The organism is Roseateles hydrophilus (genome assembly GCF_026712245.1).
Lineage (GTDB): Bacteria > Pseudomonadota > Gammaproteobacteria > Burkholderiales > Burkholderiaceae_C > Pelomonas > Pelomonas hydrophilus.
In genome coordinates, this window is record NZ_JAPPUY010000001.1 from 785311 (window position 1) to 812250 (window position 26940).

At 71.7% G+C, this 26940-nt stretch carries 27 protein-coding genes; 16 read left to right on the plus strand and 11 right to left on the minus strand.

Annotated features, from left to right (window positions below; all coding sequences use genetic code 11):
• Position 1: 1 nt before the first annotated feature.
• Both map and NYO99_RS03480 read right to left on the minus strand, forming a co-directional pair.
• The gene (gene map, locus NYO99_RS03475; RefSeq protein ID WP_268165703.1) at positions 2–817 is read right to left on the minus strand and encodes a type I methionyl aminopeptidase; all 816 of its coding nucleotides are present in this window, start codon (positions 815–817) and stop codon (positions 2–4) included.
• Between the two features lie 12 nt (positions 818–829).
• On the minus strand, positions 830–1687 hold the full coding sequence (locus NYO99_RS03480) for an undecaprenyl-diphosphate phosphatase (protein WP_268165704.1): 858 nt from the start codon (positions 1685–1687) through the stop codon (positions 830–832).
• Positions 1688–1828: 141 nt separating this feature from the next.
• Between NYO99_RS03480 and NYO99_RS03485 the strand changes: the two genes are divergently transcribed.
• The 3 genes from NYO99_RS03485 to NYO99_RS03495 all read left to right on the plus strand — a co-directional run bounded on the left by NYO99_RS03485 (position 1829) and on the right by NYO99_RS03495 (position 4667).
• Positions 1829–2470: a TetR/AcrR family transcriptional regulator gene (locus tag NYO99_RS03485; protein WP_268165705.1), complete on the plus strand. Its 642-nt coding sequence runs from the start codon at positions 1829–1831 to the stop codon at positions 2468–2470.
• A gap of 43 nt (positions 2471–2513) precedes the next feature.
• Entirely contained in the window at positions 2514–3167 is a 654-nt protein-coding gene (locus NYO99_RS03490; RefSeq protein ID WP_268165706.1) for a protein-L-isoaspartate O-methyltransferase family protein, read from the plus strand.
• A 153-nt stretch (positions 3168–3320) separates the two neighbouring features.
• Positions 3321–4667, plus strand: coding sequence for a TolC family outer membrane protein (locus tag NYO99_RS03495; protein WP_268165707.1), 1347 nt, complete (start codon positions 3321–3323; stop codon positions 4665–4667).
• Positions 4668–4712: 45 nt separating this feature from the next.
• Here the strand turns inward: NYO99_RS03495 and NYO99_RS03500 are convergent, their stop codons facing one another.
• The gene (locus tag NYO99_RS03500) at positions 4713–5594 is read right to left on the minus strand and encodes an MBL fold metallo-hydrolase (protein ID WP_268165708.1); all 882 of its coding nucleotides are present in this window, start codon (positions 5592–5594) and stop codon (positions 4713–4715) included.
• 78 nt (positions 5595–5672) lie between these two features.
• Here NYO99_RS03500 and NYO99_RS03505 point away from each other — a divergent pair, with 78 nt between their 5' ends.
• Genes NYO99_RS03505 through NYO99_RS03530 form a run of 6 tightly spaced genes read left to right on the plus strand, consistent with a single transcriptional unit; the run spans position 5673 to position 9152 of the window.
• On the plus strand, positions 5673–5990 hold the full coding sequence (locus NYO99_RS03505; protein ID WP_268165709.1) for an ArsR/SmtB family transcription factor: 318 nt from the start codon (positions 5673–5675) through the stop codon (positions 5988–5990).
• A 3-nt stretch (positions 5991–5993) separates the two neighbouring features.
• Entirely contained in the window at positions 5994–6428 is a 435-nt protein-coding gene (locus tag NYO99_RS03510) for a YeeE/YedE family protein (RefSeq protein ID WP_268165710.1), read from the plus strand.
• A 9-nt stretch (positions 6429–6437) separates the two neighbouring features.
• The gene (locus NYO99_RS03515; protein WP_268165711.1) at positions 6438–6857 is read left to right on the plus strand and encodes a DUF6691 family protein; all 420 of its coding nucleotides are present in this window, start codon (positions 6438–6440) and stop codon (positions 6855–6857) included.
• A 3-nt stretch (positions 6858–6860) separates the two neighbouring features.
• Positions 6861–7496 (plus strand): DUF599 family protein, encoded by a 636-nt coding sequence (locus NYO99_RS03520; RefSeq protein WP_268165712.1) that lies wholly within the window; start codon positions 6861–6863, stop codon positions 7494–7496.
• A gap of 37 nt (positions 7497–7533) precedes the next feature.
• Entirely contained in the window at positions 7534–8313 is a 780-nt protein-coding gene (yaaA, locus tag NYO99_RS03525) for a peroxide stress protein YaaA (protein WP_268165713.1), read from the plus strand.
• Positions 8310–9152, plus strand: a complete 843-nt coding sequence (locus NYO99_RS03530; RefSeq protein ID WP_268165714.1) for a 2OG-Fe(II) oxygenase — start codon at positions 8310–8312, stop codon at positions 9150–9152. Before yaaA ends, NYO99_RS03530 begins: the two co-directional genes overlap by 4 nt.
• Before the next feature lie 5 nt (positions 9153–9157).
• Here NYO99_RS03530 and NYO99_RS03535 read toward each other — a convergent pair whose 3' ends face one another.
• Both NYO99_RS03535 and NYO99_RS03540 read right to left on the minus strand, forming a co-directional pair.
• Positions 9158–10066 carry a DUF3667 domain-containing protein gene (locus NYO99_RS03535; protein ID WP_268165715.1) on the minus strand — a complete coding sequence of 303 codons (909 nt, stop codon included), beginning with the start codon at positions 10064–10066 and terminating at the stop codon, positions 9158–9160.
• On the minus strand, positions 10063–10617 hold the full coding sequence (locus NYO99_RS03540) for a LuxR C-terminal-related transcriptional regulator (RefSeq protein ID WP_268165716.1): 555 nt from the start codon (positions 10615–10617) through the stop codon (positions 10063–10065). The genes NYO99_RS03535 and NYO99_RS03540 overlap by 4 nt, the downstream gene beginning before the upstream one ends.
• Before the next feature lie 137 nt (positions 10618–10754).
• Here NYO99_RS03540 and NYO99_RS03545 point away from each other — a divergent pair, with 137 nt between their 5' ends.
• The 6 genes from NYO99_RS03545 (at position 10755) to NYO99_RS03570 (ending at position 18471) form a co-directional block, all read left to right on the plus strand.
• A complete protein-coding gene (locus tag NYO99_RS03545; RefSeq protein ID WP_268165717.1) occupies positions 10755–11462 on the plus strand; it encodes a CoA transferase subunit A in 708 nt (235 codons plus the stop codon).
• 1 nt (position 11463) lies between these two features.
• Positions 11464–12102, plus strand: coding sequence for a CoA transferase subunit B (locus NYO99_RS03550; RefSeq protein WP_268165718.1), 639 nt, complete (start codon positions 11464–11466; stop codon positions 12100–12102).
• A 212-nt stretch (positions 12103–12314) separates the two neighbouring features.
• A complete protein-coding gene (locus tag NYO99_RS03555; RefSeq protein ID WP_268165719.1) occupies positions 12315–14024 on the plus strand; it encodes a DUF1800 domain-containing protein in 1710 nt (569 codons plus the stop codon).
• Between the two features lie 7 nt (positions 14025–14031).
• Positions 14032–15414, plus strand: coding sequence for a DUF1501 domain-containing protein (locus NYO99_RS03560; protein ID WP_268165720.1), 1383 nt, complete (start codon positions 14032–14034; stop codon positions 15412–15414).
• Positions 15404–16672 carry a hypothetical protein gene (locus NYO99_RS03565; RefSeq protein WP_268165721.1) on the plus strand — a complete coding sequence of 423 codons (1269 nt, stop codon included), beginning with the start codon at positions 15404–15406 and terminating at the stop codon, positions 16670–16672. The genes NYO99_RS03560 and NYO99_RS03565 overlap by 11 nt, the downstream gene beginning before the upstream one ends.
• Positions 16673–16692: 20 nt before the next feature.
• Positions 16693–18471, plus strand: a complete 1779-nt coding sequence (locus tag NYO99_RS03570; protein WP_268165722.1) for a gamma-glutamyltransferase family protein — start codon at positions 16693–16695, stop codon at positions 18469–18471.
• A gap of 4 nt (positions 18472–18475) precedes the next feature.
• On the opposite strand, the gene NYO99_RS03575 is transcribed toward NYO99_RS03570, so the two are convergent.
• Positions 18476–18970: a disulfide bond formation protein B gene (locus tag NYO99_RS03575; protein ID WP_268165723.1), complete on the minus strand. Its 495-nt coding sequence runs from the start codon at positions 18968–18970 to the stop codon at positions 18476–18478.
• Entirely contained in the window at positions 18970–19437 is a 468-nt protein-coding gene (locus NYO99_RS03580; protein WP_268165724.1) for a RidA family protein, read from the minus strand. The genes NYO99_RS03575 and NYO99_RS03580 overlap by 1 nt, the downstream gene beginning before the upstream one ends.
• Positions 19438–19538: 101 nt before the next feature.
• Between NYO99_RS03580 and NYO99_RS03585 the strand changes: the two genes are divergently transcribed.
• A complete protein-coding gene (locus NYO99_RS03585) occupies positions 19539–21944 on the plus strand; it encodes a DNA internalization-related competence protein ComEC/Rec2 (RefSeq protein WP_268165725.1) in 2406 nt (801 codons plus the stop codon).
• On the opposite strand, the gene mltB is transcribed toward NYO99_RS03585, so the two are convergent.
• The 4 genes from mltB to NYO99_RS03605 all read right to left on the minus strand — a co-directional run bounded on the left by mltB (position 21938) and on the right by NYO99_RS03605 (position 26849).
• The gene (gene mltB, locus NYO99_RS03590; RefSeq protein WP_268165726.1) at positions 21938–23014 is read right to left on the minus strand and encodes a lytic murein transglycosylase B; all 1077 of its coding nucleotides are present in this window, start codon (positions 23012–23014) and stop codon (positions 21938–21940) included. The genes NYO99_RS03585 and mltB overlap by 7 nt on opposite strands.
• Before the next feature lie 34 nt (positions 23015–23048).
• Positions 23049–23675, minus strand: coding sequence for a LysE family translocator (locus NYO99_RS03595; protein ID WP_268165727.1), 627 nt, complete (start codon positions 23673–23675; stop codon positions 23049–23051).
• A gap of 184 nt (positions 23676–23859) precedes the next feature.
• Positions 23860–25878 carry a transglutaminase TgpA family protein gene (locus NYO99_RS03600; protein WP_268165728.1) on the minus strand — a complete coding sequence of 673 codons (2019 nt, stop codon included), beginning with the start codon at positions 25876–25878 and terminating at the stop codon, positions 23860–23862.
• The gene (locus NYO99_RS03605; protein WP_268165729.1) at positions 25875–26849 is read right to left on the minus strand and encodes a DUF58 domain-containing protein; all 975 of its coding nucleotides are present in this window, start codon (positions 26847–26849) and stop codon (positions 25875–25877) included. The genes NYO99_RS03600 and NYO99_RS03605 overlap by 4 nt, the downstream gene beginning before the upstream one ends.
• Positions 26850–26940: the final 91 nt, after the last annotated feature.

A 26940-nucleotide genomic window follows, 5' to 3' on the forward strand; every position in this document is an offset into this window, starting at 1 on the left:
GTCAGGCGCTGGCCGCGGCCGTGATGAAGGCCGGCGGCGGCGGGCTGCCGGCGGACAGCGTCATGACCTCGTAGCCCGTGTCGGTGACGAGCACCGTGTGCTCCCACTGTGCGGACAGCGAGCGGTCCTTGGTGACGATGGTCCAGCCGTCGCCGGTTTCCTTGATCTCGCGGCGGCCGGCGTTGATCATGGGCTCGATGGTGAACACCATGCCCGGCACCAGCTCGTCCAGCGTGCCGGGGCGGCCGTAGTGCAGCACCTGCGGCTCCTCATGGAAAACCTGGCCGATACCGTGGCCGCAGAACTCGCGCACGATGGAAAAACCGGCGTTCTCGGCAAAGGTCTGGATGGCATGGCCGATGTCGCCCAGGCGCGCGCCGGGCCGCACCTTGGCGATGCCCTTCCACATGGCGTCGTAGGTGAAGGCGCACAGCCGCTTGGCGGCGATGGAGCCCTCGCCGACGACGAACATGCGGCTGGTGTCGCCGTGCCAGCCATCCTTGATGACGGTGACGTCGATGTTGACGATGTCGCCGTTCTTCAGCGGCTTGTCGTTGGGAATGCCGTGGCACACCTGCTGGTTCACCGACGTGCAGATGGACTTGGGGTAGGGCGTGTAGCCCGGCGGGCAGTAGTTCAGCGGCGCGGGAATCGCCTGCTGCACGTTGACGATGAAGTCGTGGGCCAGCTTGTCCAGCGCCTCGGTCGTGACGCCTGGCTGCACATGGGCGGTGAGCATGTCCAGGACTTCGGACGCCAGGCGCCCGGCAATGCGCATGCCCTCGACATCGGCAGCGGTCTTGATCGTGATGGCCATGGCGCGATTATCTCAATCGGCCCAGACGATGGTGCCCGTCTGCCACGTGGCCAGCACGACCAGGCCGAAGGCGATGCGGTACCAGGCAAAGATCTTGAAATCGTGGTTGGACACGTAGCGGATCAGCCAGCGGATGCACAGCAGCGCGCTGATGAAAGCGAACACCAGGCCCACGGCGAACATGGGCAGGTCGCCCCAGGCCAGCGCATCGCGTTGCTTCAGCACCGAGTAGGCGCCGGCGCCCATCAGCGTCGGGATGCCCAGGTAAAAGCTGAACTCCGCCGCCGCCTTGCGCGACATGCCCAGCACGACGCCGCCGATGATGGTCGCGCCCGAGCGGCTGGTGCCGGGGATCAGCGCCAGGCACTGCAGCAGGCCCACCTTCAGTGCGTCCAGCGGGCCCATGTCGTCCACGGTCTCGATGCGGGCGCGGCGCGTGCCCTGCATGTCCATGTCGCCGTACAGGCGCTTGTGGCGGGCCTCCACCCACAAGATGATGAAGCCGCCCACGATGAAGGCCAGCGCCACCGGCACGGGGTGGAACAGATGCGCCTTGACCAGCTTGCCGAACGCCAGGCCCAGCACGGCGGCCGGGATGAAGGCGACCAGCACATTCATCGCGAAGCGCTGCGCCGGCCGTTCGCCGGCAATGCCGCGCAGCGTGTTGGCCAGGCGCTCGCGGTACTCCCACACCACGGCGAACATCGCGCCGGTCTGGATGGCGATCTCGAAGACCTTGGCTTTCTCACCGACGAAGTTCAGCAGCGAGCCGGCGAGGATGAGGTGGCCGGTGGACGAGATCGGCAGGAACTCGGTCAGCCCCTCCACGATGCCCATGATGGCGGCTTTGATCAGCAGGATGACGTCCACGTTCAGCTCCGGGGAAACGCGAGTGAGATTGCGCGAGGTTGCAAAAGGCGGCGCAGTGTAGCCAGCGCCTGGGGAGCGGCCTTGCGGGTGCGACGCCCGCACGGCTACATTACTGACCGCCTGGTCATTAACAAGCCGCCCTTGACCGCCGTCACCCCCCGCCAACGCCGCAAGGACGCCCGCCCGCAGGAACTGCTGGACGCGGCGCTGGCGCTATTCGTTGAAAAAGGCTTTGCGGCCACGCGCAGCGAGGAGATCGCCGCGCGTGCCGGCGTTGCCAAGGGCACGCTGTACCGCTACTACCCGAGCAAGGACGAGCTGTTCAAGGCCATGGTGCGCGAGAACCTGTCCGTCCACATCGCCGAGTCCGCCGCGCAGGCGGCGCAGCACCGGGGCGCCGTCGCGCCGCTGCTGCAACAGATGATGCGGGCCTGGTGGGCCAAGGTCGGGGAGGGCCGGGCGGGCACGGTCTGCAAGATCATGATGGTGGAGGCGCGCAATTTTCCGGAACTGGCGCGCTTCTATGTCGACGAGGTCATCCGCCCGTCGCAGGCCTTCATTGGCGAGCTCATCACGCGCGGCATCCAGGCGGGTGAGTTCAGGGCCGTCCCACTGGAGGCGACGGTGCATCTGCTGATCGCGCCCATGCTGCACCTGATGCTGCACGAGCACTCGTTCGGCGAGCATGCCAGCTGCTGTGACAGCGCCAGCGCCGAGGCCTTGCTGGACGCGCAGATGGCCGTCCTGCTGCATGGTCTGCTGGCGGTGCCGCCGCGCACCTAGAATTTTGCTTTTGTCCCGCCGTACCGCGCCCTCGGAGAACCCAATGAACGTCGAACAAGCCCGCTTCAACATGATCGAGCAGCAGATCCGCCCCTGGGATGTGCTCGACCCCAGCGTGCTGGAGCTGCTGCAGGTCGTGCACCGGGAGGATTTCGTGCCTGCGGCGCACCGTCACCAGGCCTTCGTCGACACCGAGCTGCCGCTGACCGCCACCCGCCGCATGCTGGCGCCGCGCGTCGAGGCCCGCCTGCTGCAGGAGCTGAAGGTGCAGCGCCACGAGAAGGTGCTGGAGATCGGCGCCGCCACCGGCCATCTGGCCGCATTGCTGGCGCGGCAGGCGCAGCGGGTCGTCGCCGTGGAGGCCGATGCCGACCTGGCTGCCCAGGCCACCGCCAACCTCAAGCGCACCGGCGCGGCCAATGTCAGCGTGCTGAACCAGGATGGCGCTGCCGGTGTGGCCGGCGAGGAACCCTTTGACGTCATCCTGCTGTCGGGCTCGGTCGCCGTGGTGCCGCAGGCGCTGCTGAACCAGCTCAAGGTGGGCGGTCGCCTGGCGGCCATCGTCGGCGGCGAGCCGGTCATGCGCGCCGTGCTCGTCACCCGTGTGGCGGCCGGTGAGTTCCGCACGGTCGAGCTGTTTGACACCGTGGCCGGCCGCCTGCCGGGCTTCGCCGAGGCGCCGGCCTTCAGTTTCTGAAGCCGCAGCGCGTGCCGCCGATTGCCGCCCGTCGCCGCCTATTGCCGTTTGCCGCCGTCGGGGCGTAACTCGTCACATGGCTTCAGTCACCGGGTGCATTTGGCTCTATAACCCCGGCCGCTGCTTCATCCATCGCTCCAGCCAAGGAACCTCATGCCTCTCGTCACCGCTCAACGCCTGATCCTGCAACCGCTGGCCGTGGCTGCCGGCCTTCTGATCGCTGGCGCGGCCCAGGCGCAGAGCCTGCAGGAGCTGTATGACGCCGCGCGCGGCTATGACGCGACCTACCTGGCCAGCCGCGCCAACGCGGAGGCGGCCGGTGCCCGCGCGGCGCAGGCCGAGGCGCTGACGCGCCCGACGTTGGGCCTGTCGGCCGCCGCCACCGCAGCGCGTGCCGAGCCGCCGGCTGGCAGCAACATCACGTCGCGCACGCTGACGGCCGGCCTGCAGGGCAAGTACTCGGTCTACAACGCAGCCAGCCTGCCGACCATCGACAAGGCGCGCCGCGGGCAGGCCGTGGCCCAGGCTGATCTGGAGTCGGCCGAGCAGGACCTCATCGTGCGCCTGGCCACGGCCTACTTCGATGTGCTGGCCGCCAAGGACGCGCTGTCCACCACGCAGGCCAACAAGAAGGCCATCGCCGAGCAGCTGGCGTCGGCCAAGCGCAACTTCGAGGTCGGCACGGCCACCATCACCGACACCCGCGAAGCCCAGGCCAAGTACGACCTGGCCGTTGCGCAGGAGCTGGCCGCTGACAACGACCTGCGCGTCAAGCGCGTGACGCTCGACCAGTTCGTCGGCCGCGTGGGCGTGGAGCCCAAGGGCCTGATCCAGCCGGTGGCGCTGCCGGCGCTGCCCAGCACCGAGGTCGAGACCTGGGTGGCCACGGCCGATGACCAGCACCCGCTGGTGCGCAAGGCCCGTCTCGGCCTGGAGGTGGCGCAGCTGGACACGCAGATCGCCCGTGCCGGCGAGCGCCCCACGCTGGACGCCAGCGCCACGCTGGGCGCCCAGAACCTGCACAACAGCCTGAGCGGCCTGGCGGCGCAGTCCTCCGGTGTGGGCACGAGCAAGAACGCGTCGCTGGGCCTGACCCTGACCTACCCGCTCTACACCGGCGGCGCGACGCAGAACCGCATCAAGGAAACCCTGGTGCTGGAGGACAAGGCCCGCAACGACCTGGACTTCGCCCGCCGCAGCGTGGCCGAGGCCACGCGTCGCGCCTTCTTCGGCGTGCAGTCGCTGAAGGCCCAGGTGGCCGCCTACGAGGCCGCCGAGTCGTCCACCAAGCTGGCGCTGGAAGCCACGCAGCTGGGCTACAAGGTCGGCGTGCGGGTGAACCTGGACGTGCTGAACGCGCAGACCCAGCTCTACTCCACGCAGCGCGACCTGGCCAAGGCGCGCTACGACGTGGTCGTGACCGGTCTCAAGCTGCGCCAGGCCTCGGGCCAGCTGCGCGCCGAGGACCTGAGCGCCGTCAACTCGCTGCTGGTCAAGTAAGCCCCGGCAGCAGCGTCGACCGAACCCCGCCACGGCGGGGTTTTTTCATGGCTGGGCGCGGCCGATCACGTTGAGCGGGATCTTCAGGTAGCTGACGCCATCGTCCTCGGGCGGCGGCAACTGCCCGGCGCGGATGTTGACCTGGATGGACGGCAGGATCAGCGTGGGCACGTCCAGCGTCGCGTCGCGCGCCTGGCGCATCTGCACGAACTCGGCCTCGCCGATGCTGTCGCGGGCATGGATGTTGTGAGCGCGCTGCGCGGCCACGGTGGTCTCCCAGGCCGGGGCGCGGCCCGCGGGCGGGTAGTCGTGGCAGACGAACATGCGCGTCTCGGGCGGCAGGGCCAGGATGCGCCGCATGGATGCGTACAGCGCGTGCGCATCGCCGCCGGGGAAGTCGGCACGGGCCGAGCCGACATCGGGCATGAACAGCGTGTCGCCGACGAACACCGCGCCGTCGACGAGGTAGGCCATGTCGGCCGGCGTGTGGCCCGGCACCAGCAGTGCGCGTGCCTCGACGCCGCCGATGTGGAAGACCTCGTCGTCCTGGAAGAGGTGGTCGAACTGCGTGCCGTCGGGCAGGAAGCCGCGCTCCAGGTTGAACAGCTTCTTGAAGGTCTGCTGCACCTGCGTGATGCGCTCGCCGATGGCGATGCGCCCGCCCAGGTGCTGCTGCAGGTAGCGGGCGCTGGAGAGGTGGTCGGCGTGGGCGTGGGTCTCCAGGATCCACTGCACCGTCAGGCCGTGCTCGCGCACATGGGCGATGAGCTTGTCGGCCTGCAGCGTGTGGGTGCGGCCGGACTTGAAGTCGAAATCCAGCACCGGGTCAACGATGGCCGCGCTGCGCGTGGCCGTGTCCACGATGACGTAGGAGACGGTCCAGGTCTTGTCGTCGAAGAAGGCCTGGACGGTGGTGCGAGCGGTCATGCGTGCTCCTGCTTGGTTCAATATATTGACGGACATTATATTTGTTTGCATAATGAAGTCAACGCCACGGAGCCTGACATGTCCAACCCCGTCCTCATCGACCCCGCCACGCTGCGCCAGGCCGCCGGCCAGGCGGTCGCCGCCCTGAAGGTGCTGGCCAACGAAGACCGCCTGCTGCTGCTGTGCCAACTGTCGCAGGGCGAGATGGCCGTCGGCGAGTTGGAAGAGGTGCTGGGCATCCGCCAGCCGACGCTGTCGCAGCAACTGGGCGTGCTGCGTGCCGAGGGCGTGGTGGACACGCGGCGCGACGGCAAGCGCATCTTCTACCGCGTGGCCGATGAGCGGCTGCTGCAGGTGCTTGCTGTGCTCTACAGCCTCTATTGCCCCAAGGAGTAATCCATGAACATCGACTGGAACGCTTTCACGCCCGTGGCCTCGCTGGCTGGCGGTGCGCTCATCGGCCTCGCGGCGGCGCTGTTTGTGCTGCTGAACGGCCGCATCGCCGGCATCAGTGGCGTGCTGGGCGGGCTGCTGCGGCCGGCCCGCGGCGACGTGGCCTGGCGCGTGGCCTTTGTGCTGGGCCTGGTGGGCGCGCCGCTGGCCTATGCGCTGTTCACGGCCGTGCCGTTGCCGCGTATCGATGCGGGCTGGCCCGCGCTGGTGCTGGCCGGCCTGCTGGTCGGCGTGGGCACGCGCTACGGCGCGGGCTGTACCAGCGGGCATGGGGTCTGCGGCCTGTCCCGGCTGTCGCCGCGTTCGCTGGCGGCGACGCTGGCCTTCATGGGGGCAGGTTTTGCCACCGTGTTCCTGCTGCGTCACGTTGTGGGTTTCTGAGGAGCTGCCATGTCCATCTTCACATCGTTGCTGGCCGGCCTGGTGTTCGGCCTGGGCCTGATCCTGTCGGGCATGGCCAGCCCGGCCAAGGTGCTGGGCTTTCTGGACCTGGCCGGTGCCTGGGACCCGTCGCTCGCCCTGGTCATGGTGGGCGCCATCGCTGTGGGTCTGCTGGCCTTCACGGTGGCGCGGCGGCGCGAGGTCACGCTGCTGGGCCTGCCGCTGCGGCTGCCGACGGCCAGCGTCATCGACCGCCGCCTGCTGGTCGGCAGCCTGATGTTCGGTGCCGGCTGGGGGCTGGCCGGCTTTTGCCCGGGCCCGGCGCTGGTGGCGCTGGGCATGGGCGAGCTGAAGGCGCTGGTGTTCGTTGCCGCCATGCTGGCGGGCATGGGCGTGTTCGAGCTGCTCGAACGGCGCCGCCAGGGCTGAGCCATGGACGCCGCTTGGGCATGGGCCGGCGTCGCGCTGACGCTGGCGATCACGGGCCTGTACGAAGCCGTGCTGCTGCTGCCGCGCCAGCTGGCGCCCGCCCGGCATGCGGGGCTGCGCGAGGACTGGCTGCGTGCGGTGTCGGGCCAGCCAGGCTCGGAGCTGCTGGCGGTGCAGACGCTGCGCAACTCGCTGATGTCGGCGACGCTGCTGGCGTCCACCGCCGCGCTGGCTCTGATGGGGGCGGCCACGCTGGCCGCGCCCTCCCTGCACGCTGGCCTGGCCGGCACCGGCGGGCTGGGGCAGGGCGGGCCACGCCTGCTGATGGAACTGGTGCTGCTGGCGCTGCTGTCGGCCTCGCTGGTGGCCAGCCTGATGGCGGTGCGCTTCTACAACCACGCTGGTTTCATCGTCGGCATGCCCACGGCCTCGCCGGTGCGCGCGGGCTGGGCGGACGTCGGCGTGCGCTATGTGCGCCGCGCCGGCCTGCTGTACGGCGTGGGGCTGCGCCAGCTGGTGCTGGTGGTGCCGGTCGTGGCGGCCTTGCTGGTGCCGGCCGCGGGGCCGGTGGCGGCGCTGGTGGTGGTGGCCGTGCTGCTGGCGCTGGACCGTTTCGGCGGCGAGGCCGTGCCGGGCTGAGCGGGAGCCACCCCGAACAGGCGCCAAAATCCGCGCCATGCTGTTCCTGCTTTCGCCCGCCAAGTCGCTCGATTACGACACGCCGACGCCCCCCGTACTGGCCGACGCGCTGACCCGCCCGCAGTTCCTCGACGACACCGCCGCCCTCATCGACGTGCTGCGCACCAAGTCGGTGGACGAGGTGCGCACGCTGATGGATCTGTCCGAGCCGCTCGCTCAGCTCAACGTGGACCGCTACGCCGCCTGGCGCCCGCGCTTCACCGACAAGAACAGCAAGCCCGCCGTGCTGGCCTTCAACGGCGATGTCTACGACGGGCTGGACGCGAAGACGCTGTCCGCTGACGACATCGCCTGGGCGCAGCAGCATGTGCGCATGTTGTCGGGGCTGTACGGCATCCTGCGCCCGCTGGACCGCATGCAGCCCTACCGCCTGGAGATGGGCACGCGGCTGGCCACGCCGGCCGGTGCCAGTCTGTACGACTGGTGGGGTGACCGCCTGGCGCTCCACCTGAACAAGCTCGCGGCGGGCGAGAAGGCGCCCGTCATCGTGAACCTGGCGTCGCAGGAGTACTTCCGCGCGGCGGATCGCAAGGTGCTGAAACCGCGTGTCGTGGAGTGCCAGTTCGAGGACTGGAAGAACGGCGACTACAAGATCATCAGCTTCTTCGCCAAGCGCGCCCGGGGCCTGATGGCGCGCTTCGCCATCCAGCAGCGCCTTGAGACGCCGGACGGTCTTCAGGCCTTCAACCTGGACGGCTATCGTTTCACGCCTGACGTGTCTTCCCCGGATCGACTGGTTTTTCGCCGCAAGTCATGAGCCAACAAGTCATCACCCCCGAGCTGTGTGCATGGATTGCCGAGCAGAGCCGCGTCGGCCACGCGTCCGAGAGCATCCTGGCGGCCATGCTGGGCAGCGGCTGGGACGAGGCCATCGCCCGCCAGGCACTGGCGCGCACGCTGGGCCAGTCGGCCACGCTGACCACGGCCGACGGCAGCACGCCCGGCCTGCCCGAGCCCGACCTGAGCCGCTTCACGCCGCTGCTGGATGTGGGGGACCGGCAGGTCAAGGTCGTCATGGCGCTGCGCCAGCCGCGCGTGGTGGTGTTTGCCGACCTGCTGTCCGACGAGGAATGCGATGGCATCGTCGCGCTCGCGTCCAAGCGGCTGTCGCGCTCCGAGACGGTGGCCACCGGCAACGACGGCAGCGAGGTGAACGCGGCGCGCACCAGCGACGGCATGTTCTTCGAGCGCTGCGAGACGGAGCTGATCCGGCGCGTGGAGTCGCGCATCGCGACGCTGCTGCGCTGGCCGCTGGACCATGGCGAGGGCCTGCAGGTGCTGCGCTATCGGCCCGGCGCCGAGTACCAGCCGCACTACGACTACTTCGACCCCAGCCACGTCGGCACGCCCAACATCCTCAAGCGCGGCGGGCAGCGCGTGGGCACGCTGGTGATCTACCTGAACACGCCCGCGGCCGGCGGCTCCACCATCTTCCCGGACATCGGCCTGGACGTCGCGCCCGTGAAGGGCCATGCGGTGTTCTTCAGCTACGACCGGCCGCACCCGTCCACGCAGAGCCTGCATGGCGGCTCGCCCGTGCTGGAGGGCGAGAAGTGGGTGGCAACCAAGTGGCTGCGCCAGCGGGTGTTCAACTGAGCCGGTCAGGCGGTGGCGGCGATCAGCAGCGCGAACGCGGTGGCCACCATGGCCAGCAGCACGAAATACAGGCAGCTCAGCACCAGCCCGCGCCATAGCGCGCCCCACCAGCCCAGGCCGTAGACCCGCCGCAGGGCCACCAGCCCGTGGGCGAACACAGCCATCAGCAGGCTGCCCTCCAGCGACGCGGCAATGGCCAGCAGCAGCGCCAGGAACCACAGGCTGTGGCTGTGCAGCGAGAACACGAAATGCTCGGCATAGCGTCGGCCGCTGCCGGCAAACGTCAGCAGCAACAGCGCCGCGAACACCGGCTGCATCGCCAGCATCGCGTAGGGCGCCAGCGCGCGGGCCCGCGCCTTCCATTGCTCGAGCGTCATCTGGGCGGCCTTGTGCATGGCGCCGTCCACCCAGCGCTCGACCGCATTGCAGCTCTGCGGGCGTGCGGGGTCGCAGTCGCCGATCTGGGTGTTCCGGCGTGGCGCGCTGGCGCCGCTGGCGGGCGCCTCGTTCCTGTCCTTTGTCGTGGCCGGCACGACCGTTTCGGCCTGCGTTGACGGGCCGGCCTCGATGAACTGCGTGGGCCCTTGCGGCAGCAGCGCCCAGCCGACGAAGAAAACGAAGCTCGCGCTGAGGTAGACGCGCAGCGGCAGCACGTAGCGGCGGCGGGCGCCGTGGAAGTAGGCGTTCGTCAGCAGGCCGGGCAGGCAGATCAGCGCCCACAGCGTGCGCCACAGCGGCCCGTCCAGCGCGACGTAATGCCCCAGGTACTCGGTCAGCATCTCGCGCACCGACGGCGGATGCAGGTCGGTCTCCTGCCCGCAGTGGCCGCAGTACACAGGCCGCGGCACGGCCAGCGTGTAGTGGCAGTTGCGGCAGTAGGGCAGTTCGGGGGCGTGCGGCGCGGAATGGCTCATGCGGAAAGCAGCTTGTGGATCAGTTCGGGCGTGCTGCCCGCCTGGTACTTCTTCATCAACCGGCCGCGGTAGATGTCCACGGTCCGCGGGCTCACGCCGAGTTGGCGGCCGATCAGCTTGCTGGTGTGGCCCTGCACCAGCAGCGCGGCGATCTCGCGTTCGCGCGGCGTCAGGTCGGCCGTGATCTGGCGGCGCGCAGACAGGTCCTCAAAGCTCCAGATGCCGCGGGCATGCGGGTCGGTCGGGTCGAGTGCGCGGCCGGTCACGTGGCACCAGAAGGGCTCGCCCGTGGCCACGCGGCGCATCACGCGGTCGTCGGCGTAATGGCCCTGCGCGTCGAGGCTGGCAATGATGCGGGCGCCGGTGCGCTCGAACTCGGCGGCGCTGGGATAGAGCACCGCGAAGCTGCAGCCCAGCAACTGCTTGCGCGTCGCGCCGAAGATCTGCAGCACGCGCTCGTTGCAGTCCACGATCTGGCGCTGCACCGACAGCACCAGGCCGACGGGGGCCAGCTGGAAGGCGCTGCGGTAGTCGAGGGCGTCGTGCGGCACGGCGGGCGGGGAGGGCGGGTCGATGTGGAGAGCGGGCGCGATCCTACCCGCCGGGCCAGGCGGCTTAGTCAATCTTGCGTAATCGACGAGTCACCGGCACGACGCTACGCTGCGCCCTTCTTCCAGCAGGAGACGACATGAACAAGCTGTACCCGAGCGCGGCGGACGCGCTGCGCGGCGTGGTGAAGGACGGGCAGTTGCTCGCGGTGGGGGGCTTCGGCCTGTGCGGCATCCCCGAGGCGCTGATCGCCGCGCTGCGCGACAGCGGCGTCAAGGGCCTGACGGTGATCTCCAACAACGCCGGCGTCGATGGCTTCGGCCTGGGCCAGCTGCTGGAGACGCGCCAGATCAAGAAGATGATCTCCAGCTACGTCGGCGAGAACAAGGAGTTCGAGCGCCAGTACCTCGCGGGCGAGCTGGAGCTGGAGTTCACGCCCCAGGGCACGCTGGCCGAGAAGCTGCGCGCCGGCGGCGCCGGCATCCCGGCCTTCTTCACGAAGACGGGCGTGGGCACCGTCGTGGCCGAGGGCAAGGAGCTGCGCGAGTTCGACGGCGAGACCTACGTGATGGAGCGCGCCCTGGTGCCCGAGGTGTCGCTGGTCAAGGCCTGGAAGGCCGACAAGAGCGGCAACCTGGTGTTCCGCCGCACGGCGCGCAACTTCAACCCGGCGGCGGCCATGGCCGGCAAGCTGACGGTGGTGGAGGTGGAGGAGGTCGTCGAGACCGGCGCGCTGGACCCGGACGCGGTCCACCTGCCGGGCATCTACGTGCACCGCATCGTCGTGAACGCCAACCCCGAGAAACGCATCGAGAAGGTGACCTTGTCGCCCAAGAAGGAGAGCTGACATGGCCTGGACACAAGATCAGATGGCCGCGCGCGCGGCCCAGGAGCTGGAAGACGGCTTCTACGTGAACCTCGGCATCGGCATCCCGACGCTGGTGGCCAACCATGTGCCGGCGGACAAGGAAGTCTGGCTGCAGAGCGAGAACGGCATGCTGGGCATCGGCCCGTTCCCGACCGAGGATGAGGTCGATGCCGACCTCATCAACGCCGGCAAGCAGACGGTCACGACGCTGCCCGGCAGCAGCATCTTCGGCAGCCACGACAGCTTCGCGATGATCCGCGGCGGCAAGATCAACCTCAGCATCCTGGGCGCCATGCAGGTCAGCGCCAGCGGCGACCTGGCCAACTGGATGATCCCCGGCAAGATGGTCAAGGGCATGGGCGGCGCCATGGACCTGGTGGCGGGCGTCAAGCGCGTCATCGTGCTGATGGAGCATGTCGCCCGCAAGAAGGACGGCAGCGAGGACTTCAAGATCCTGCCCAGCTGCACGCTGCCGCTGACCGGTGTGGGCGTGGTGGACCGCATCATCACGGACCTCGGCGTGTTCGACGTCGTGCCCGGCGGCATCCGCATCGTGGAGCTGGCTGACGGGGTCACGCGCGAGCAGGCGCAGGCCAAGACCGGCGTGCCGCTGCTCTGACCTCGCACCGCAGCCCCGGCTTGCACCGGGGCCCCGCACGGGCCGGCCATCGCCGGCCCGTTGTCGTTGGGCGGGGCACCAGAGCGGTGCCCAGTTCGCCGGCCAGATGTTTCTCTACGTAAGGGTCGGGGCGTTGTTCACGGCGCACAACGGACGGGCGCGCCGCCCCGCGTCGGCGCTGCCATCATGCGCGCCGAACTCGCGAGGTGGCCATGCCCGAACTCCCCATCCCTGATCTGGACGCGCCCCCGGCGCTACGGCCGGCCGCCGCCGGTGAGCTGTCTGCCTCCGTCGCGCCGTCGGCTGCACTGGCCGCCGCAACGCTGCTGACCGCCTGTGGCGGCGGTGGTGGCGATTCGGCCAGCCCCGGCACCAGCGCATCCGTCGCCGCGCCCCCGCCCGCGCCGCCCACCGATGCCGAGGCTGCGCGCTTCCTGGCGCAGGCCGGCTTTGCCGCATCCACGGCCGACATCGCCACCGTCAAGGCCAACGGTTATGCCGCCTGGCTGGACGCCCAGTTCGCCCAGCCCGTCAATGCCAGCCATTTCGACTGGCTGCTGGAGCGCGGCTATGCGGTGGAGGCCAACCGCAACAGCACGGCCGGGCTGGACAACACCATCTGGCGCAAGCTGATGTCCGCCCCCGACACGCTGCGCCAGCGCGTGGTGCTGGCGCTGTCGGAGATCTTCGTCGTGTCGATGAACGGGCTGGAGGTGTCCTGGCGCAGCTTCATGGGCGCGGCCTACCTGGACCTGCTGGAGCAGCACGCCTTCGGCAACTACCGCGCGCTGCTGGAGGCCGTGACGCTGTCGCCCGCGATGGGCGTCTACCTCAACATGCGCGGCAACCAGAAGGAAGACACCCGCACCGGCCGCGTGCCCGACGAGAACTACGCCCGCGAGTGCATGCAGCTGTTCAGCATCGGCCTCGTGCAGCTCAACGCCGACGGCAGCCCCAAGCTGGGCAGCGACGGCAAGGCGCTGGAGACCTACACGCAGGCGCAGATCACCGAGCTGGCGCGCGTGTTCACCGGCTGGGACTACGACGGCGCCAGCACCACCGACCCGAGCTACGTGCGGCGGCCCATGCTCAACATCGCCACGCGCTTTGCCACCGGCGCCAAGCAGGTGCTGGGCGTGGCCATCCCAGCCACTGCCGACGGCGCCGCCGCGATGAAGACCGCCATGGACACGCTGGCCGCGCATCCCAACGTCGGGCCCTTCATCGGCCGCCAGCTCATCCAGCGCCTGGTGGCTTCGCATCCCAGCGCGGCCTACATCGCCCGCGTCAGCGCCGTGTGGAACGACAACGGTGCCGGTGTGCGCGGCGACCTCAAGGCCGTCGTCAAGGCCATCCTGCTGGACCCCGAGGCCCGCAAGGTGCCCACGGCCGCGTCGGGCGGCAAGCTGCGCGAGCCGGTGCTGCGCCTGGTGCAGTGGGCGCGCAGCTTCAACACGACGTCGCCCACCGGGGTGTGGAACATCGGCGACACCAGCAACCCCGGCACGCGACTGGGCCAGAGCCCGTTGCGCAGCCCGTCGGTGTTCAACTTCTTCCGCCCCGGCTATGTGCCGCCCAACTCCCAGCTGGGGAGCAACGCCATCACGGCGCCCGAATTCCAGCTCTGCAACGAGAGCACGGTGGCGGGCTACCTGAACTTCCTGCAGACGGCGATCGGCAGCGGCGTCGGCGAGGTCAAGGCCAGCTACACGGCCGAGCTGGCGCTGGTGGCCGACGTGCCCGCGCTGGTGGCCGACCTGGCGCTGCGCCTGGGCGGCGGCGGCATCTCGGCCGAGACGCAGGCCACCATCGCCACCGCGGTCGCCACGATCACCGCCACCACCGACGCCGGCAAGCTCAACCGCGTCTACGCCGCCATCCTGATGCTGATGGCCTGCCCCGAATACCTGGTCCAGAAGTGAGGCGGCCATGAAGCTCAACCAACTCCCCGAACTGCAGCGCCGCGAGTTCCTGCGCCGCGCGTCCGCGCTGGGCGTGGCCGGGGCGGCCGCGCCCTGGGCGCTGAACCTGGCCGTCATGGGCGAGGCGGCGGCGCAGTCCGCTGCCAGTGACTACAAGGCCCTGGTGTGCGTGTTCCTGAACGGCGGCAACGACTACGGCAACACGCTGATCCCGTTCGACGCCGCCAGCCACGCCGAGTACGCCACCATCCGCCAGACGCTGGCCACGCCGCGCGACGCATTGGCCGCCACCGCGCTGGCCGGCAGCATCGGCGGGCGCCAGATGGCGCTCGCGCCGCAGATGCCGCGCCTCAAGGCGCTGTGGGATGCCGGCCGGCTGGGCGTGCAGCTCAACGTCGGCACGTTGGTGCAGCCCACCACGCTGGCCCAGTACAAGGCCAAGAGCGTGCCGCTGCCGCCCAAACTGTTCTCGCACAACGACCAGCAGTCGCTGTGGCAGGCCAGCACGCCCGAGGGGGCCACCAGCGGCTGGGGCGGCCGCGTGGGCGATCTCTTCCTGAGCGGCAACAACCCGTCCACCTTCACGTGCATGAACGTCGCCGGCAATGCCGTGTTCATGTCCGGCAAGCAGGCCGTGCAATACCAGGTGTCCACGGCCGGCGCGGTGCCTATCAACGGCGTCACGCGGTCGCTGTTCGGCTCGGCCGCCTGCTCCACGGCGCTGCGCTCGCTGATCACCGCCGACCGCACGCACTGGATGGAGGCCGAGCTCAACCGCGTCGTCAAGCGTTCGGTCGATGCCCAAGCCGTGCTGGGCACGGCGCTGGCCAACCAGGCCGCGCTGGGCACCGTGTTCGACACCACGGCCAGCCTGTCCAACCAGCTGCTGATGGTGGCGCGGCTGATCGCCGCCCGCCAGGCGCTGGGCGCCAAGCGCCAGGTGTTCTTCGTCGCGCTGGGCGGCTTCGACCTGCATGACCTGCTGCTGTCCAAGCAGCCGCTGCTGCTCAAGCAGATCGACGACGCGATGGCCAGCTTCTACGCCGCGACGGTGGAGCTGGGCGTGGCCGACCAGGTCACCACCTTCACCGCCAGCGACTTCGGCCGCACGCTGACCAGCAACGGCGACGGCAGCGACCACGGCTGGGGCAGCCACCACTTCGTCATGGGCGGCGCCGTCAAGGGCGGGCGCTACTACGGCGCGCTGCCGTCGGTCAGCGTCAACGGGCCCGATGACGTGGGCCAGGGCCGGCTGCTGCCCACGACCTCGGTGGACCAACTGGCCGCGACGCTGGCAACGTGGATGGGCGTGTCCGCCACCGACCTGCCGCTGGTGCTGCCGCAGATTGGCAACTACACGCAGAAGGACCTGGGCTACTTTGCCGCCTGAGCGTCGCCCGGCGCCGGCCGCGCCGCGCGGCGGCTGCGTGCTGCAGGGGCTGCTGTTGCTGCCAGCGCTGCTGGCGGCGTTGTGGCTGGGCTGGCTGCTGCAGCAACGCCTGGGCTGGCTGCAGCATGGGTTGTGGCTGCAGGGCGAGGTGGTGGATCTCCATCGCAGCACGCGCGTGGGGCCGACCGGCAGCAGCCGCAGCGCGGTGCGGCTGGAAGTCGAGGTGGATGTGGTCGACCCGCGCCGCGAGGACAGGCCTGCCCGCGTCAGCTTGCTGGCGCCCACGCTGTATCCCCTGCTTCAGCCGGGTGACCGGCTCACGCTGCTGCACGACCCGCTGACGCAGCCCGCCAACGCGGCCTTTGTGCCGGCGCACCCCTTGTCGTTGGGCCTGGCGCCGGCGCTCGGGTTGCTGGTGGTGGGTGTGCTGTGGGCCTTCCCGTACACCGGGCTGCTCAAGCGCCATCCGCAGCCTGGCCCCGAGCGGCGGCGTGCCGCGCGGCGCTTGCAGGCGCTGCTGGTGGTGGCGGCCGCGCTGCCGGTGGTGGCCGGCCAGGCGCTGGCGCTGCGTGACCGGGCCGCCCGGCAGGCCGACCTGTCGCTGGAGGCCCGCTGGCCGTCCTGGCCCGAGCTCGATGCGGCTGCGCCGCGGCCCTGGTGGTGGGCGCGGCTGCCCTGGCGCGGGCTGGACCCTCTGCAGGCCGGCAGCGAAGCGCAACTGGCATGGCTGCGCGCCGGTGGGCTGGGCGAGGACGATCGCGCGCAGCGCCGCTACAAGCTGGTGCGGGCGCAGATGCTCGGCCTGCGTGAGCGGCCGGCCGAACTCGCGGCTCTGTTGTCCGCCGGGCACGATCCCCAATTCATCCCGCTGTACCGCTTCTACCTGCAGCACTACCTGCACGCCGAATGGCGGGAGCCGGGGTGCTCGCGTTGCAACGACGCCAGCCTGGTCACGGAAATGGCCGGCGACCTGATGACGATGCTGATCCACGACGGCCGGCTGGACGAGGCCGGCCACTGGGCGCCACTCATCGCCGCCCGCAAGCTGCCGGGGGCTGACGCCCGCGCACGGCTGTCCTTCCTGAGCGCCTACCGTGGCTGGCTGGAGGCCAGCCAAGGCGTGGAGGCGGCCCGCGCCCAGCTGCAGCCCCTGGTGGGCAACGCCATCGTCGCGGCGCACGAGGACGGCGAGACCTGGGCGCTGGCGCGCTGGGAGGCCTTTTGGCGCAGCCATGTGCCGCGCCCGCCCGGCCACTGAGCCTGCCTAAGATGGCCGTCATGTTGCGCACCGCCACCCTGTCGTCCCTGCTCGCCCTGCTGGCTCTGGCGGCCGCCAGCCAGCCCGCTGCCCCGCTGGAGCAGCCCGAAGCGGCCACCACGCGAACCGCCAAGACCGTCGGCCTCACGCAGCCCGCCCAGCGCTTCGCGATCACTGCGGCCAACCCGTTGGCCGCGCAGGCGGGACTGGAGATGCTGCGCGCCGGCGGCTCGGCCGTCGACGCGGCGGTTGCCGTGCAGGCCGTGCTGGGGCTGGTGGAGCCGCAGTCCAGCGGCATCGGTGGCGGCGCCTTCCTGCTGCACTGGGATGGCCGGCAGGTGCAGACCTTCGATGGCCGCGAGACCGCGCCGGCTGCCGCCACGCCCGCGCTGTTCCTGAAGCCCGACGGCAAGCCGATGGCCATGCGCGACGCGGTGTTGAGTGGCCTGTCCACCGGCGTGCCCGGCGTGGTGGCCATGCTGGCCGAGGCCCACAAGTCGCACGGCCGGCTGCCCTGGGCGCGGCTGTTCGAGCCCGCCATCATGCTGGCCGAGCAGGGCTTTGCCATCAGCCCGCGGCTGTTCGAGCTGGCGGCCGGCGAGACTGCGCTGCGCAGCGACGCACAGGCGGGGCCGTATTTCTTCGACGCAGCCGGGGTGCCCAAGCCCGTCGGCACCGTGCTGAAGAACCCGGCCTACGCGGCCGTGCTGCGCGCCATTGCGAAGCAGGGCGCTGCGGGCTTTTACACGGGCCCGGTGGCCGAGGACATCGTCCGTCGCGTGCAAGGCCATGCCCGGCCCGGCCGGCTGACCGTGGCCGACCTGGCCGGCTACCAGCCTGTGCAGCGCCCGCCGCTGTGCAACGACTGGCGCAGCTACCGCGTTTGCGGCTTCGGCCCGCCCACCTCGGGCCACCTGACGCTGATGCAGATCCTCGGCCTGCTCGACGGCCAGCCCGCTGCCGTGGCGGCCCAGGGCCTCACGGGCGACTGGCTGCATGCCTACACCGAGTCCGCCAAGCTGGCGTTTGCCGACCGCGCGCAGTTCATTGCCGACCCGGCCTTCGTCACCGCGCCTGGCGGTGACTGGCAACTGCTGCTGGCACCGGCCTACCTGAAGGCGCGCGCCGCGCTGATCGGCGAGCGTGCGATGCCGCCCGCCACGGCGGGGGACCCCGGTGCCCTGCGGCAAGCCCTGGCCCCGCAGGCGCCGCAACGGGAGTCCGGCACCAGCCATGTGAGCGTGGTCGATGCCGAGGGCCGGGCGGTGGCCATGACCACCAGCGTCGAATCCGCCTTTGGCAACCGCGTCATGAGCGATGGCGGCACGGGCCTGGCCGGTGGCTTCCTGCTGAACAACCAGCTGACCGACTTCTCGCTGCAGCCTACCGGCGCTGAGGGCAAGCCGGTGGCCAACCGCGTGGAGGCCGGCAAGCGCCCGCGCTCCAGCATGGCGCCCACGCTGGTGTTCGACCGCCGCGGGCAGCTCGTCATGGTGGCCGGCTCGCCAGGCGGGCCGGTCATCATCCATTACATGGCCAAGGTGCTGACCGGCGCGCTGGCCTGGGGCCTGCCGGTGCAGCAGGCGGTGGACCTGCCCAACTTTGGCCACTTCAATGGCGGCGCACTCATTGTGGAGCGCCACGCGTTGACGGCCGGGCAACTGGCGGCGCTGCGCGGGCGCGGGCATCAGGTCGTGGAGACCGACCTCACCAGCGGCCTGCAGGTGCTGCAGCGCGTGAAAGGCGGCTGGGTCGGCGGCGCCGACCCGCGCCGCGAGGGCGTGGTGCTGGGCGAGTGAGGCCTCAGCGCTTGCCGATGGCCATGGCGCTGAGCGCCGCGAAGCCGGCGAAGAGCAGGCCGCTCCAGACCTCATAGGGCAGGCCCAGCAGCCGGTAGGCCGCGGCCTCGGCGCAGTTGGCCGTGATCATGAACACCGCCGGCCACAGCTCCTCGAGCTTGAGCGCCATGACGATGCGGTCGGCCAGGCCCATGGCGCAGGTGGCCGTCTGCGAGGCCACCTCGTGCTGGAACACGGCCGCCGTCAGGCCGGCCGCGCACAGCGTCAGCACCAGCACCAGTGCGGCCTGCCGCAGCCCGCGCGTGCCGCGCACCAGCCAGCCCAGCAGCGCGAACGCGCCGATCAGCAGGAAGATGCCGCGCTGCAGCACGCACCAGGGGCAAGGCTTGACGCCGAACTGGTGCTGCGCCACGAGCGCCACGCCGACAGCCGCAAAGCTGGCCACCGCCACGCCCAGCAGCGCCAGGCCGGGCAGCCGGGAGGGGGAGCTGACGAACATCAGTCGCGCACCTCGGCGATCAGCTCGATCTCGACGCAGGCGCCCATCGGGATCTGCGCCACGCCGAAAGCGCTGCGCGCATGCTTGCCGGCGTCGCCCAGCACGGCGGCCAGCAGTTCGGAGCAGCCGTTGGTGACGAGGTGCTGCTCGGTGAAGTCGGGCGTGCTGTTCACCAGGCTCATCACCTTGACGATGCGCACCACCTTGCCCAGGTCGCCGGTGGCGGCCTGCAGCGTGCCCAGCAGGTCGACCGCGACCGCGCGGGCGGCGGCCTGGCCGGTGGCGGTGTCGACGTCCTTGCCCAGCTGGCCCACCCAGACCTTGCCGTCCTTCTTGGCGAGATGGCCGGACAGGAAGACGAGATTGCCCGTGCGGGTGAAGGGCAGGTAGGCGGCGGCCGGGATGGCCAGGGGCGGCAGGGTGATGCCCAGTTCGGCCAGCTTGGCCTGGATGGCGGTGGAGCTCATGGGTAGAAGCGCGATGGCGCGACGGAAAAACGGCGGCATGCTACACCCCGCCCCCCATGCAGCGGGGCGCGGGAGGGGTTTTGGCGCAGGCTCGCTGGCGCGTGCAGGAACTGACGGTGGCGGCACTGGCCTGGCTGGCCGGCCTGGCCGTGCTGCACCAGTGCGCCCGGCTGCCGGCGCCGGGCGAGGTCGCGCTGCTGGCCGGGCTGCTGGCGGTGGGCTTCGCGCTGCGGCGGCGCTGGTGGGGGCTGGCTGTTGGTATCGCCGCACTGGCCTTCGCGCAGGGCGCGCTGCGCGCGGAATGGCGGCTGGCGTCTGAGCTGCACCCGGCCTGGGAAGGGCGCGACCTGGTGCTGACCGGCCGCATCGACTCCCTGCCCGTGGCCATCACCGGCCAGGGCGGCGTGCCGGGCTGGCGCTTCGAGTTCGCGGTGGAATCCGTGGGCCCCACGGGGACGGCGCTGCCGCCCGAGGTGCCGCCGCGGCTGATGTTGCTGTCGTATGCCAGCCCAGGCATGGCCGACCGCCCACCGGGGGCCGGCGAGCGCTGGCGCCTCACCGCGCGACTCAAGCGCGCCCACGGGCTGGCCAACCCGGGCGGCTTCGATGCCGAGCTGTGGCTGTTCGAGCAGGGCCTGCGCGCCAGCGGCGTGGTGCGCAGCGGTGAGCGCCTGGCCGCCGCGCCGGCCGGGCACCTCGACGCCGCCCGCCAGCGCCTGCGCGCAGCCATACAGGCCGAGGTGGCCGACCCTGGCATGGCCGGCGTGCTGGCCGCGCTCAGCCTGGGCGACCAGAACGCCATCACCCACGCCGACTGGGCGCTGCTGCGCGACACCGGCGTGGCGCACGTGTTCAGCATCAGCGGGCTGCACGTCACGATGTTCGCGTGGCTGGCCAGCGCTGTGGCCGGGGCGCTGTGGCGGCGCAGCGGGCGCCTGTGCCTGGCGTGGCCGGCGCCCACGGCGGCGCGCTGGGCGGGCGTGCTGGCGGCGCTGGGCTATGCGCTGTTCTCGGGCTGGGGCGTGCCGGCGCAGCGCACGGTGCTGATGCTGGCCGGGGTGGCCGGCTTGCAGAGCCTGGGGCTGCGCTGGCCCTGGCCGCTGGTGCTGCTGGCGGCCGCCGTGGTGGTGACGGCGGTGGACCCCTGGGCGTTGGTGCAGCCGGGCTTCTGGCTGTCGTTCGGCGCGGTGGCGCTGCTGATGGCCGCGGGCGAGCGGCGCGCCGAGGGCTGGCGCGCGCGGCTGCAGGCGGCGCTGCGCACCCAGGCCGTGGCCACGGTGGGGCTGGCGCCGCTGAGCCTGGTGTGCTTCGCGCAGCTGTCGGCCGTGGGCCTGCTGGCCAACCTGGTGGCCATCCCGGTCATCAGCTTCCTGATCACGCCGCTGGCCTTGCTGGGCGGGTTGGCACCGCCGCTGTGGGCGCTGGCCGCGTGGATCACGCAGGGGCTGATGGCCTGGCTGCAGCTGCTGGTGGCGCTGCCCGGCGCGGTGTGGTGGCTGCCGGCGGCGCCGCCATGGGCGCAGGCGCTGGCCTTGCTGGGCGCGGGGCTGGTGGTGCTGCGGCTGCCCTGGCGGCTGCGGCTGGTGGGGCTGGCCCTGCTGGTGCCGCTGCTGTGGCCTGCCGTGCCGCGGCCGCCGCCGGGCGAGTTCGAGCTGCTGGCGGCCGATGTGGGGCAGGGCAATGCGGTGCTGGTGCGCACCGCCGGGCGCACGCTGCTGTTCGACACCGGCCCGGCTTACTCGCCCGGTGCCGATGCCGGCGAGCGCGTGCTGCTGCCGCTGTTGCGGCGCCTGGGCGTGCGGCAGCTGGATCTGCTGATGCTCAGCCACCGCGACACCGACCACGTCGGCGGCGCTGCGACGCTGATGCAGGCGCTGCCGGTGGCCGAGCTGCGCAGCTCGCTGGCGCCCGATCACCCGCTGCAGCGCCCGCCGGCCGCCGCGCGGCGCTGCGAGGCCGGCCAGGGCTGGGTGTGGGACGGCGTGCGCTTTGAGCTGCTGCACCCGCGCCCGCAGGACTTTGATGCCGGCCTCAAGCCCAACGACCTGTCCTGCGTGCTGCGCATCACCGCCGCTTCGGGCCGGCGCGCGCTGCTGCTGGGCGACCTGGAGGCGGGGCAGGAGCGGGCGCTGGTGCAGCGGGAGGCTGAGTTGCGCGCTGACGTCATGCTGGTGCCGCACCACGGCAGCAAGACGTCCTCCAGCGAGCCCCTGCTGGCCGCCGTGCAGCCCTCGGTGGCGCTGGTGCAGGCCGCGTACCGCAGCCGCTTCGGCCACCCGGCGCCCGCGGTGCTGGCCCGCTACCAGGCCGCCGGCATCGCCGTCGTGGAAAGCGCCACCTGCGGCGCCTGGCGCTGGCAGAGCGATGTGCCGCCAGCGGCGGGCCAGTGCGAGCGCGAGCGGCGCCCGCGCTACTGGCAGGACCGGCGCAGCACCAGCGCCGCCATGCCCATGGGCCCGGCGCCCGAGATCGCGACGCCCGACGCGGATGCCTGGCCGGCTTACTGAGCGGCTTGCTGAGGCGCTGCCTGCGCGGCCGTGCGCGCCCGTGCCACGGCCTGCCCCAGCTCGATGACACCCAGCGCGTAGTAGGCCGACCAGTTGTAGCGCGTCACCACCCAGAAGTTCTGCGTGCCCAGCAGCGGCGTGGTGGCCTGGCCGCCGTTCTGCAGCTCGATGACGGCCAGCGGGCCGGCGTGACTGCGGGCGGCCTCAGGCAGCGTGGCGCCAGCGGCCTGCAGCTCGGCGGCGCTGAAGCTGGGCTTGATGTCGGGGGCCAGCAGGCGGGCGCGCGCGGCAGGGTCCTCGGGCAGTGTGATGTCGTAGTGCGTGGGCTGGCCGGCCTGCCAGCCGAAGGCGGCCAGGTAGTGGGCCACGCTGCCGATGGCGTCCACCGGGCTGGCCATCAGGTTGATGTGGCCGTCGCCGTCGAAGTCCACCGCGTACTTGCGCCAGCTGCCGGGCATGAACTGCGGCCAGCCCAAGGCACCGGCATAGCTGCCGCGCACGTCCTCCGGGGCCAGGCCTTGCTCGCGCGTGAGCCGCAGGAACTCGGCCAGCTCGGCACGGAAGAAGGCCTGCCGCTCGGCCGCCCGCGGGTGGGCGGCAGGGAAGTCGAAGGCCAGCGTGGCCAGCGCGTCCAGCACCTTGAAGCCGCCGGTGATGCGGCCGTAGTAGGTCTCCACGCCGACGATGCCGACGACGACCTCGGCCGGCACGCCCCAGCGCGCCTGGGCGCGGGCCAGCGCGTCCTCGTGCTGGCGCCAGAAGGCCAGGCCGGCCTCGATGCGGGCGGGCTCGACGAAGCGGTCGCGGTAGGCGCCCCAGTTCTTGGCGCTGGGCGCGCTGGCGGGCAGGATGAGCTGGCGCACCTTGGGCAGGTGGCGGGCCGCCGCGAGCTGGCGGCGCAGCGCGGCGGCGTTCCAGCCCTCGGCGGCGGCCAGCTCGTTGGCAAAGGCCACCAACGCCGGCCGCGTGCCCAGCGGCTTCAGCGGCGGTTCGCGGCGGGGCTTGGCGTCGGCAAGGGCAGGGGCCGCCAGCAGCAGGGCGGCGGCGAGGCAGTGGGCGAGGCGGTTCACGCCGCCAGCATAAGGCGCCGCCGCAGGGCGCAGGCTAGCGGCTGGCGACCAGCCGCAGGCCCAGCCCGATGAACACCGTGCCGGCCAGCCGGTCCAGCACGCGGGCACTGCCGGGCACGCGCTGCAGCCAGGCGCCCACGTGGCCGGAGAACCAGCCCAGCAGCCCGAACAGCACGGCCGCCTGTGCCGTGAACAGCAGGCCCAGCAGGCCCAGCTGCGCGGCCACCGGCCCCTGCGTGGGCACGACGAACTGCGGCAGGAAGGCCAGGAAGAACAGCGCCACCTTGGGGTTGATCGCATTGGCCACCAGGCCTTGCGTGAACAGCCGGCGCAGGGGCGTGGCGTCATGTCCGGCGTCGCCCGCCGCCGCCCGGCCGGCATGGCGCCAGGCGCCCACGCCCAACCAGATCAGGTAGGCGCCGCCGGCCCAGGTCAGGGCCTGCAGCGCCCATGGCGACGCGGCCACCAGCGCCCCGATGCCGACCACGGCCAGCAGCGTGTGGCTCAGGCAGCCCAAGGCGCAGCCCAGCCCGAACACCATGCCGGCCCGCCGGCCGCGCGCCATGCCTAGGCTCAGCACCATGAGGTTGTCGGGGCCGGGCGAGGCGGTGAGCAGCAGGGCGGCGGCGAGGAAGGCGAGGGTCTGGGGCAGGTCCAGCATGGGTCGTGGCGTGTTCAGTCGAGGGCGTCGTGCATGGGGCTTTGAAGCGGAACTCCGGGTCGAACAGGTGCACGCCCGGGCCGCCGCGCCCGGACAGCGCCTGCGGCAGCGGAGTGTGCATCACGGCCTCGCGGCGCGGCCCACACCACGGCGCTGGCGTGCAGCGCCGCGCGTGTTCACGCCCTCAGCGTCGCGCCGGCAGCGCCGCCAGCGCCCGCCGGAAGTCGGCCCAGGCCGGCGCGGGCCGGCCGTCGCCGTAGCGCGCGGCATGCAGTTGCAGCAGCCAGTCGCAGGCGGCCTGGGCCGCCGGGCCGTGGCGTTGCTGCAGCCGCTGGGCCCAGCCGGCCGGGCTTTCGTGCGGCGGCGCTTCCACGCCCAAGGCGGCCAGCCGGGCGGCGATGCGCGCCCGCTGCCGGCTCCACGCATCGTGCGGGCGGCTGTTCCAGCGCAGCCAGGCCAGCCCGAGCAGCGCCGTCAGGAAGATGACGCCGGCCAGCGCCTGGCCCAGCGCGCTCCAGTCCGGGCGCTCGAAGCCGAGCTGCTTGAGCAGGTCGAACTGGTTCTGCCGCGAATAGTTCAGCACCAGCTGCTGCCAGCGGTTGTTGACCGTCTCCCAGCCGTTGCGCAGCGCGCGCCACAGTGTCGGGTTCAGCTGGCCCACCAGGCCGGGCTGCGGCTGCAGGGCCAGGCCTTGCGTGACGCGGTTGGGCGCCACGGCAGCGGTGGGGTCGCTGCGCAGCCAGCCCTTGCCCTGCACCCAGTACTCGGCCCAGGCGTGGGCATTGGCGTTGCGCACGACGAGGTAGCCGTCCTGCGGGTCGGCGTCCCAGCCCTGGAAGCCGGTGACGATGCGCGCCGGCACGCCCATGGCCCGCATGATGACGACGAAGGCCGACGCGAAGTGCTCGCAGAAGCCCAGCCGGCGGTCCAGCCAGAACTCGTCGATGACATGCGGCGTCTGCTCGCCATAGCGGCCAGGGGACAGTGTGTAGGTGAAGTCCTCGGTGCGCACATGGGCCAGCAGCGCGGCGGCCAGGGCCTCGGCGCGTTCGGCCGGCGGCAGCGCCGTGAAGCGCGGCTGCGTGGCCAGCGCCAGCGCCCAGGCCAGCGTGCGCGGGTTGGCGCCGGGCGGCAGCTCGGTCAGCGCCGCGTACTGCAGCCGGTTGAGCTGCTGGCCGGCGCGCCAGCCCAGGTGGGCGGTGGCGGTGAAGCGCAGCCGCTCGGTGATGGGGCGGGGCGCCAGCCATTGCAGCTCGGGCCCGCGCTGCACGGCCAGGTCGGGCAAGGCCAGCGCGGTGCCGGGGCTCATCTCCAGCAGCGGCAGCACGGGAATGCGCAGCGGCTCCAGCGTGGCCTCGTAGCGCAGCGCCGGGCCCTGGGTGAGCAGGTCGTCGTTGCCGCGCAGCCAGGCCTGGCTGGGGCGGGTGTCGGGGGCGCGCCAGGTCTTGCCGTCGAAGCGCGTCAGCACCGGGCCGCGGAAGTAGCGCTGGTCGGGCGGCGGCGTTGGGCCGTCGAACTTCAGGCGCATGGCGATGCTGTCGTCGTTGGCGATCTCGCTCATCGCGCCGAACTCCAGCTGGTTGCTCAGGCCCGTCTTGCCGATCTGCTCGGTGGGCACGCCCCACAGCGGCGCGATGCGCGGGAACAGCACGAACAGCAACACCATCACCGGCAGGCCCAGCGCCGTGGTGCTGGCGGCGCGGCGCGCGGCGATGGCGATGCTGGGTACGCCCGTGGGCATCTGCGCCAGCACCACCGCCGCCAGCAGCCCCCACAGCGACAGCAGCGCACCGGCCGCCGTCAGCAGCGACTGCGAGTACAGAAACTGCGTCAGCACCAGGAAGAAGCCGAGGAAGAACACGACGAAGGCGTCGCGCCGGGCGCGCAGTTCCAGCGTCTTTAGCGCCATCAGCACGGTCAGCAGCGTGATGCCGGCCTCGCGGCCGATCAGCGTGCGGAAGGTCAGCCAGGTCAGCACCGCGTACACCAGCGCGATGGCCAGCAAGGCCCAGCGGCTGGGCAGCGGCCGCTGGCGCCAGGCGATGTGGGCACGCCAGGCCAGCACCAGGCCGGTCAGGCCGGTGGCCCACAGCGGCAGGTGGCTGGCGTGCGGCGCCATGACGGCCGTGATGACGGCCAGCAGGAAGAAGCTGTCGCGCGCGTCGCGTGGCAGGCGGCTCCACCAGCGTTGCAGGCCGTTCATGCGCTGAACCCCGCGAGCAGTTGCAGGCAGGCCTGGCGGTGGGCGGCGCCCAGCGCGGGCGCCATCTCGCGGCCGCCCAAGCGCAGGCCGTAGGGCTGGCCCAGGCGCTCGGCGGCCAGCACCCAGGCCGTCAGGCGTGACAGCCGGGCTTCGATGTCGCGGCCGGGGGTGTCGCGCCAGTCCAGCCACAGGTCCCGTGCCAGCGGGGCCTCGGTCTCGCGCACCCACAGCGGCAGGCCCTGGTCCAGCGCCAGCGCGGACTTGCGCCACAGGATCTGCTTCAGCGAGTCGCCGCGGCGGTAGCTGCGCACGCCGGAAAAGTCGGTGCCCTGCGTGGACTGCCGCGTCGAGGCGGCTTCGCCGGCGCCGGCCTCGGCCTGGGCGGGGAAGGCGGGCGGCTGCGCCTCGGCGCGCGGGTAGACCCACACCTGCGCCGCCGGCCGCCAGTAGCTCCAGGCACGGAAGAAGCCCAGCGGGAAGCGCGTGGCGACCACCAGCCGGGGCAGCGCCCGCAGCCCGCGTTGCGCGGCCGGCAGGCGCAGCTGCAGCACGGCGTGGCCGCGCGCCGGCACGTCCACCCAGGCGGGTTCGCTGGCGCCGTCGTCCAGCTGGGCGCTGACGGCGATGCCGAAGCGCTCGCGCCCCGGGTTGTGCAGGCGCAGCTCCAGCGCGTAGTCGTCGCCGGCATGCACGCCCTCGGGCGCGCGCAGGTCCATCTGCAGGCCGCGCAGGTTGGCGTGCGTGGTGTGCATGGACGCGAGGCCCGCGCCGGTCAGCGCAAAGGTCAGCGCGTATCCCAGGCTGAGCTGTTCATTGATGCTGGCCAGCAGCAGCACGCCCAGCGTGGCGCAGAAAGCCAGGCCGGCCGGCGTGGGCAGGATGTAGGTGTTGCGCTGCGTGGTGAGGTGGGTATCGGCCACCGGCTGGCGGGCCTGCCACCAGGCCTGCCAGCGCTGGCGTGCCAACTGCATGGGGTTCATCTGCGGGATGTTGCCTGCTCGGGAGAGTCCGTGGCCGCGGTCCGTCAATGGCCGGGGGACTCATCATGCAACAGGCCACTGT

Coding starts and splice junctions, on each gene's coding strand:
- NYO99_RS03545 (WP_268165717.1), top strand. CDS start 10,755: ATGAACAAGCTGTACCCGAGCGCGGCGGACGCGCTGCGCGGCGTGGTG.
- NYO99_RS03555 (WP_268165719.1), top strand. CDS start 12,315: ATGCCCGAACTCCCCATCCCTGATCTGGACGCGCCCCCGGCGCTACGG.
- NYO99_RS03520 (WP_268165712.1), top strand. CDS start 6,861: ATGGACGCCGCTTGGGCATGGGCCGGCGTCGCGCTGACGCTGGCGATC.
- NYO99_RS03580 (WP_268165724.1), bottom strand. CDS start 19,437: ATGAGCTCCACCGCCATCCAGGCCAAGCTGGCCGAACTGGGCATCACC.
- yaaA (WP_268165713.1), top strand. CDS start 7,534: ATGCTGTTCCTGCTTTCGCCCGCCAAGTCGCTCGATTACGACACGCCG.
- NYO99_RS03505 (WP_268165709.1), top strand. CDS start 5,673: ATGTCCAACCCCGTCCTCATCGACCCCGCCACGCTGCGCCAGGCCGCC.
- NYO99_RS03570 (WP_268165722.1), top strand. CDS start 16,693: ATGTTGCGCACCGCCACCCTGTCGTCCCTGCTCGCCCTGCTGGCTCTG.
- NYO99_RS03510 (WP_268165710.1), top strand. CDS start 5,994: ATGAACATCGACTGGAACGCTTTCACGCCCGTGGCCTCGCTGGCTGGC.
- NYO99_RS03515 (WP_268165711.1), top strand. CDS start 6,438: ATGTCCATCTTCACATCGTTGCTGGCCGGCCTGGTGTTCGGCCTGGGC.
- NYO99_RS03560 (WP_268165720.1), top strand. CDS start 14,032: ATGAAGCTCAACCAACTCCCCGAACTGCAGCGCCGCGAGTTCCTGCGC.
- NYO99_RS03595 (WP_268165727.1), bottom strand. CDS start 23,675: ATGCTGGACCTGCCCCAGACCCTCGCCTTCCTCGCCGCCGCCCTGCTG.
- NYO99_RS03550 (WP_268165718.1), top strand. CDS start 11,464: ATGGCCTGGACACAAGATCAGATGGCCGCGCGCGCGGCCCAGGAGCTG.
- map (WP_268165703.1), bottom strand. CDS start 817: ATGGCCATCACGATCAAGACCGCTGCCGATGTCGAGGGCATGCGCATT.
- NYO99_RS03530 (WP_268165714.1), top strand. CDS start 8,310: ATGAGCCAACAAGTCATCACCCCCGAGCTGTGTGCATGGATTGCCGAG.
- NYO99_RS03600 (WP_268165728.1), bottom strand. CDS start 25,878: ATGAACGGCCTGCAACGCTGGTGGAGCCGCCTGCCACGCGACGCGCGC.
- NYO99_RS03490 (WP_268165706.1), top strand. CDS start 2,514: ATGAACGTCGAACAAGCCCGCTTCAACATGATCGAGCAGCAGATCCGC.
- NYO99_RS03575 (WP_268165723.1), bottom strand. CDS start 18,970: ATGTTCGTCAGCTCCCCCTCCCGGCTGCCCGGCCTGGCGCTGCTGGGC.
- NYO99_RS03535 (WP_268165715.1), bottom strand. CDS start 10,066: ATGAGCCATTCCGCGCCGCACGCCCCCGAACTGCCCTACTGCCGCAAC.
- NYO99_RS03495 (WP_268165707.1), top strand. CDS start 3,321: ATGCCTCTCGTCACCGCTCAACGCCTGATCCTGCAACCGCTGGCCGTG.
- NYO99_RS03605 (WP_268165729.1), bottom strand. CDS start 26,849: ATGCAGTTGGCACGCCAGCGCTGGCAGGCCTGGTGGCAGGCCCGCCAG.
- NYO99_RS03500 (WP_268165708.1), bottom strand. CDS start 5,594: ATGACCGCTCGCACCACCGTCCAGGCCTTCTTCGACGACAAGACCTGG.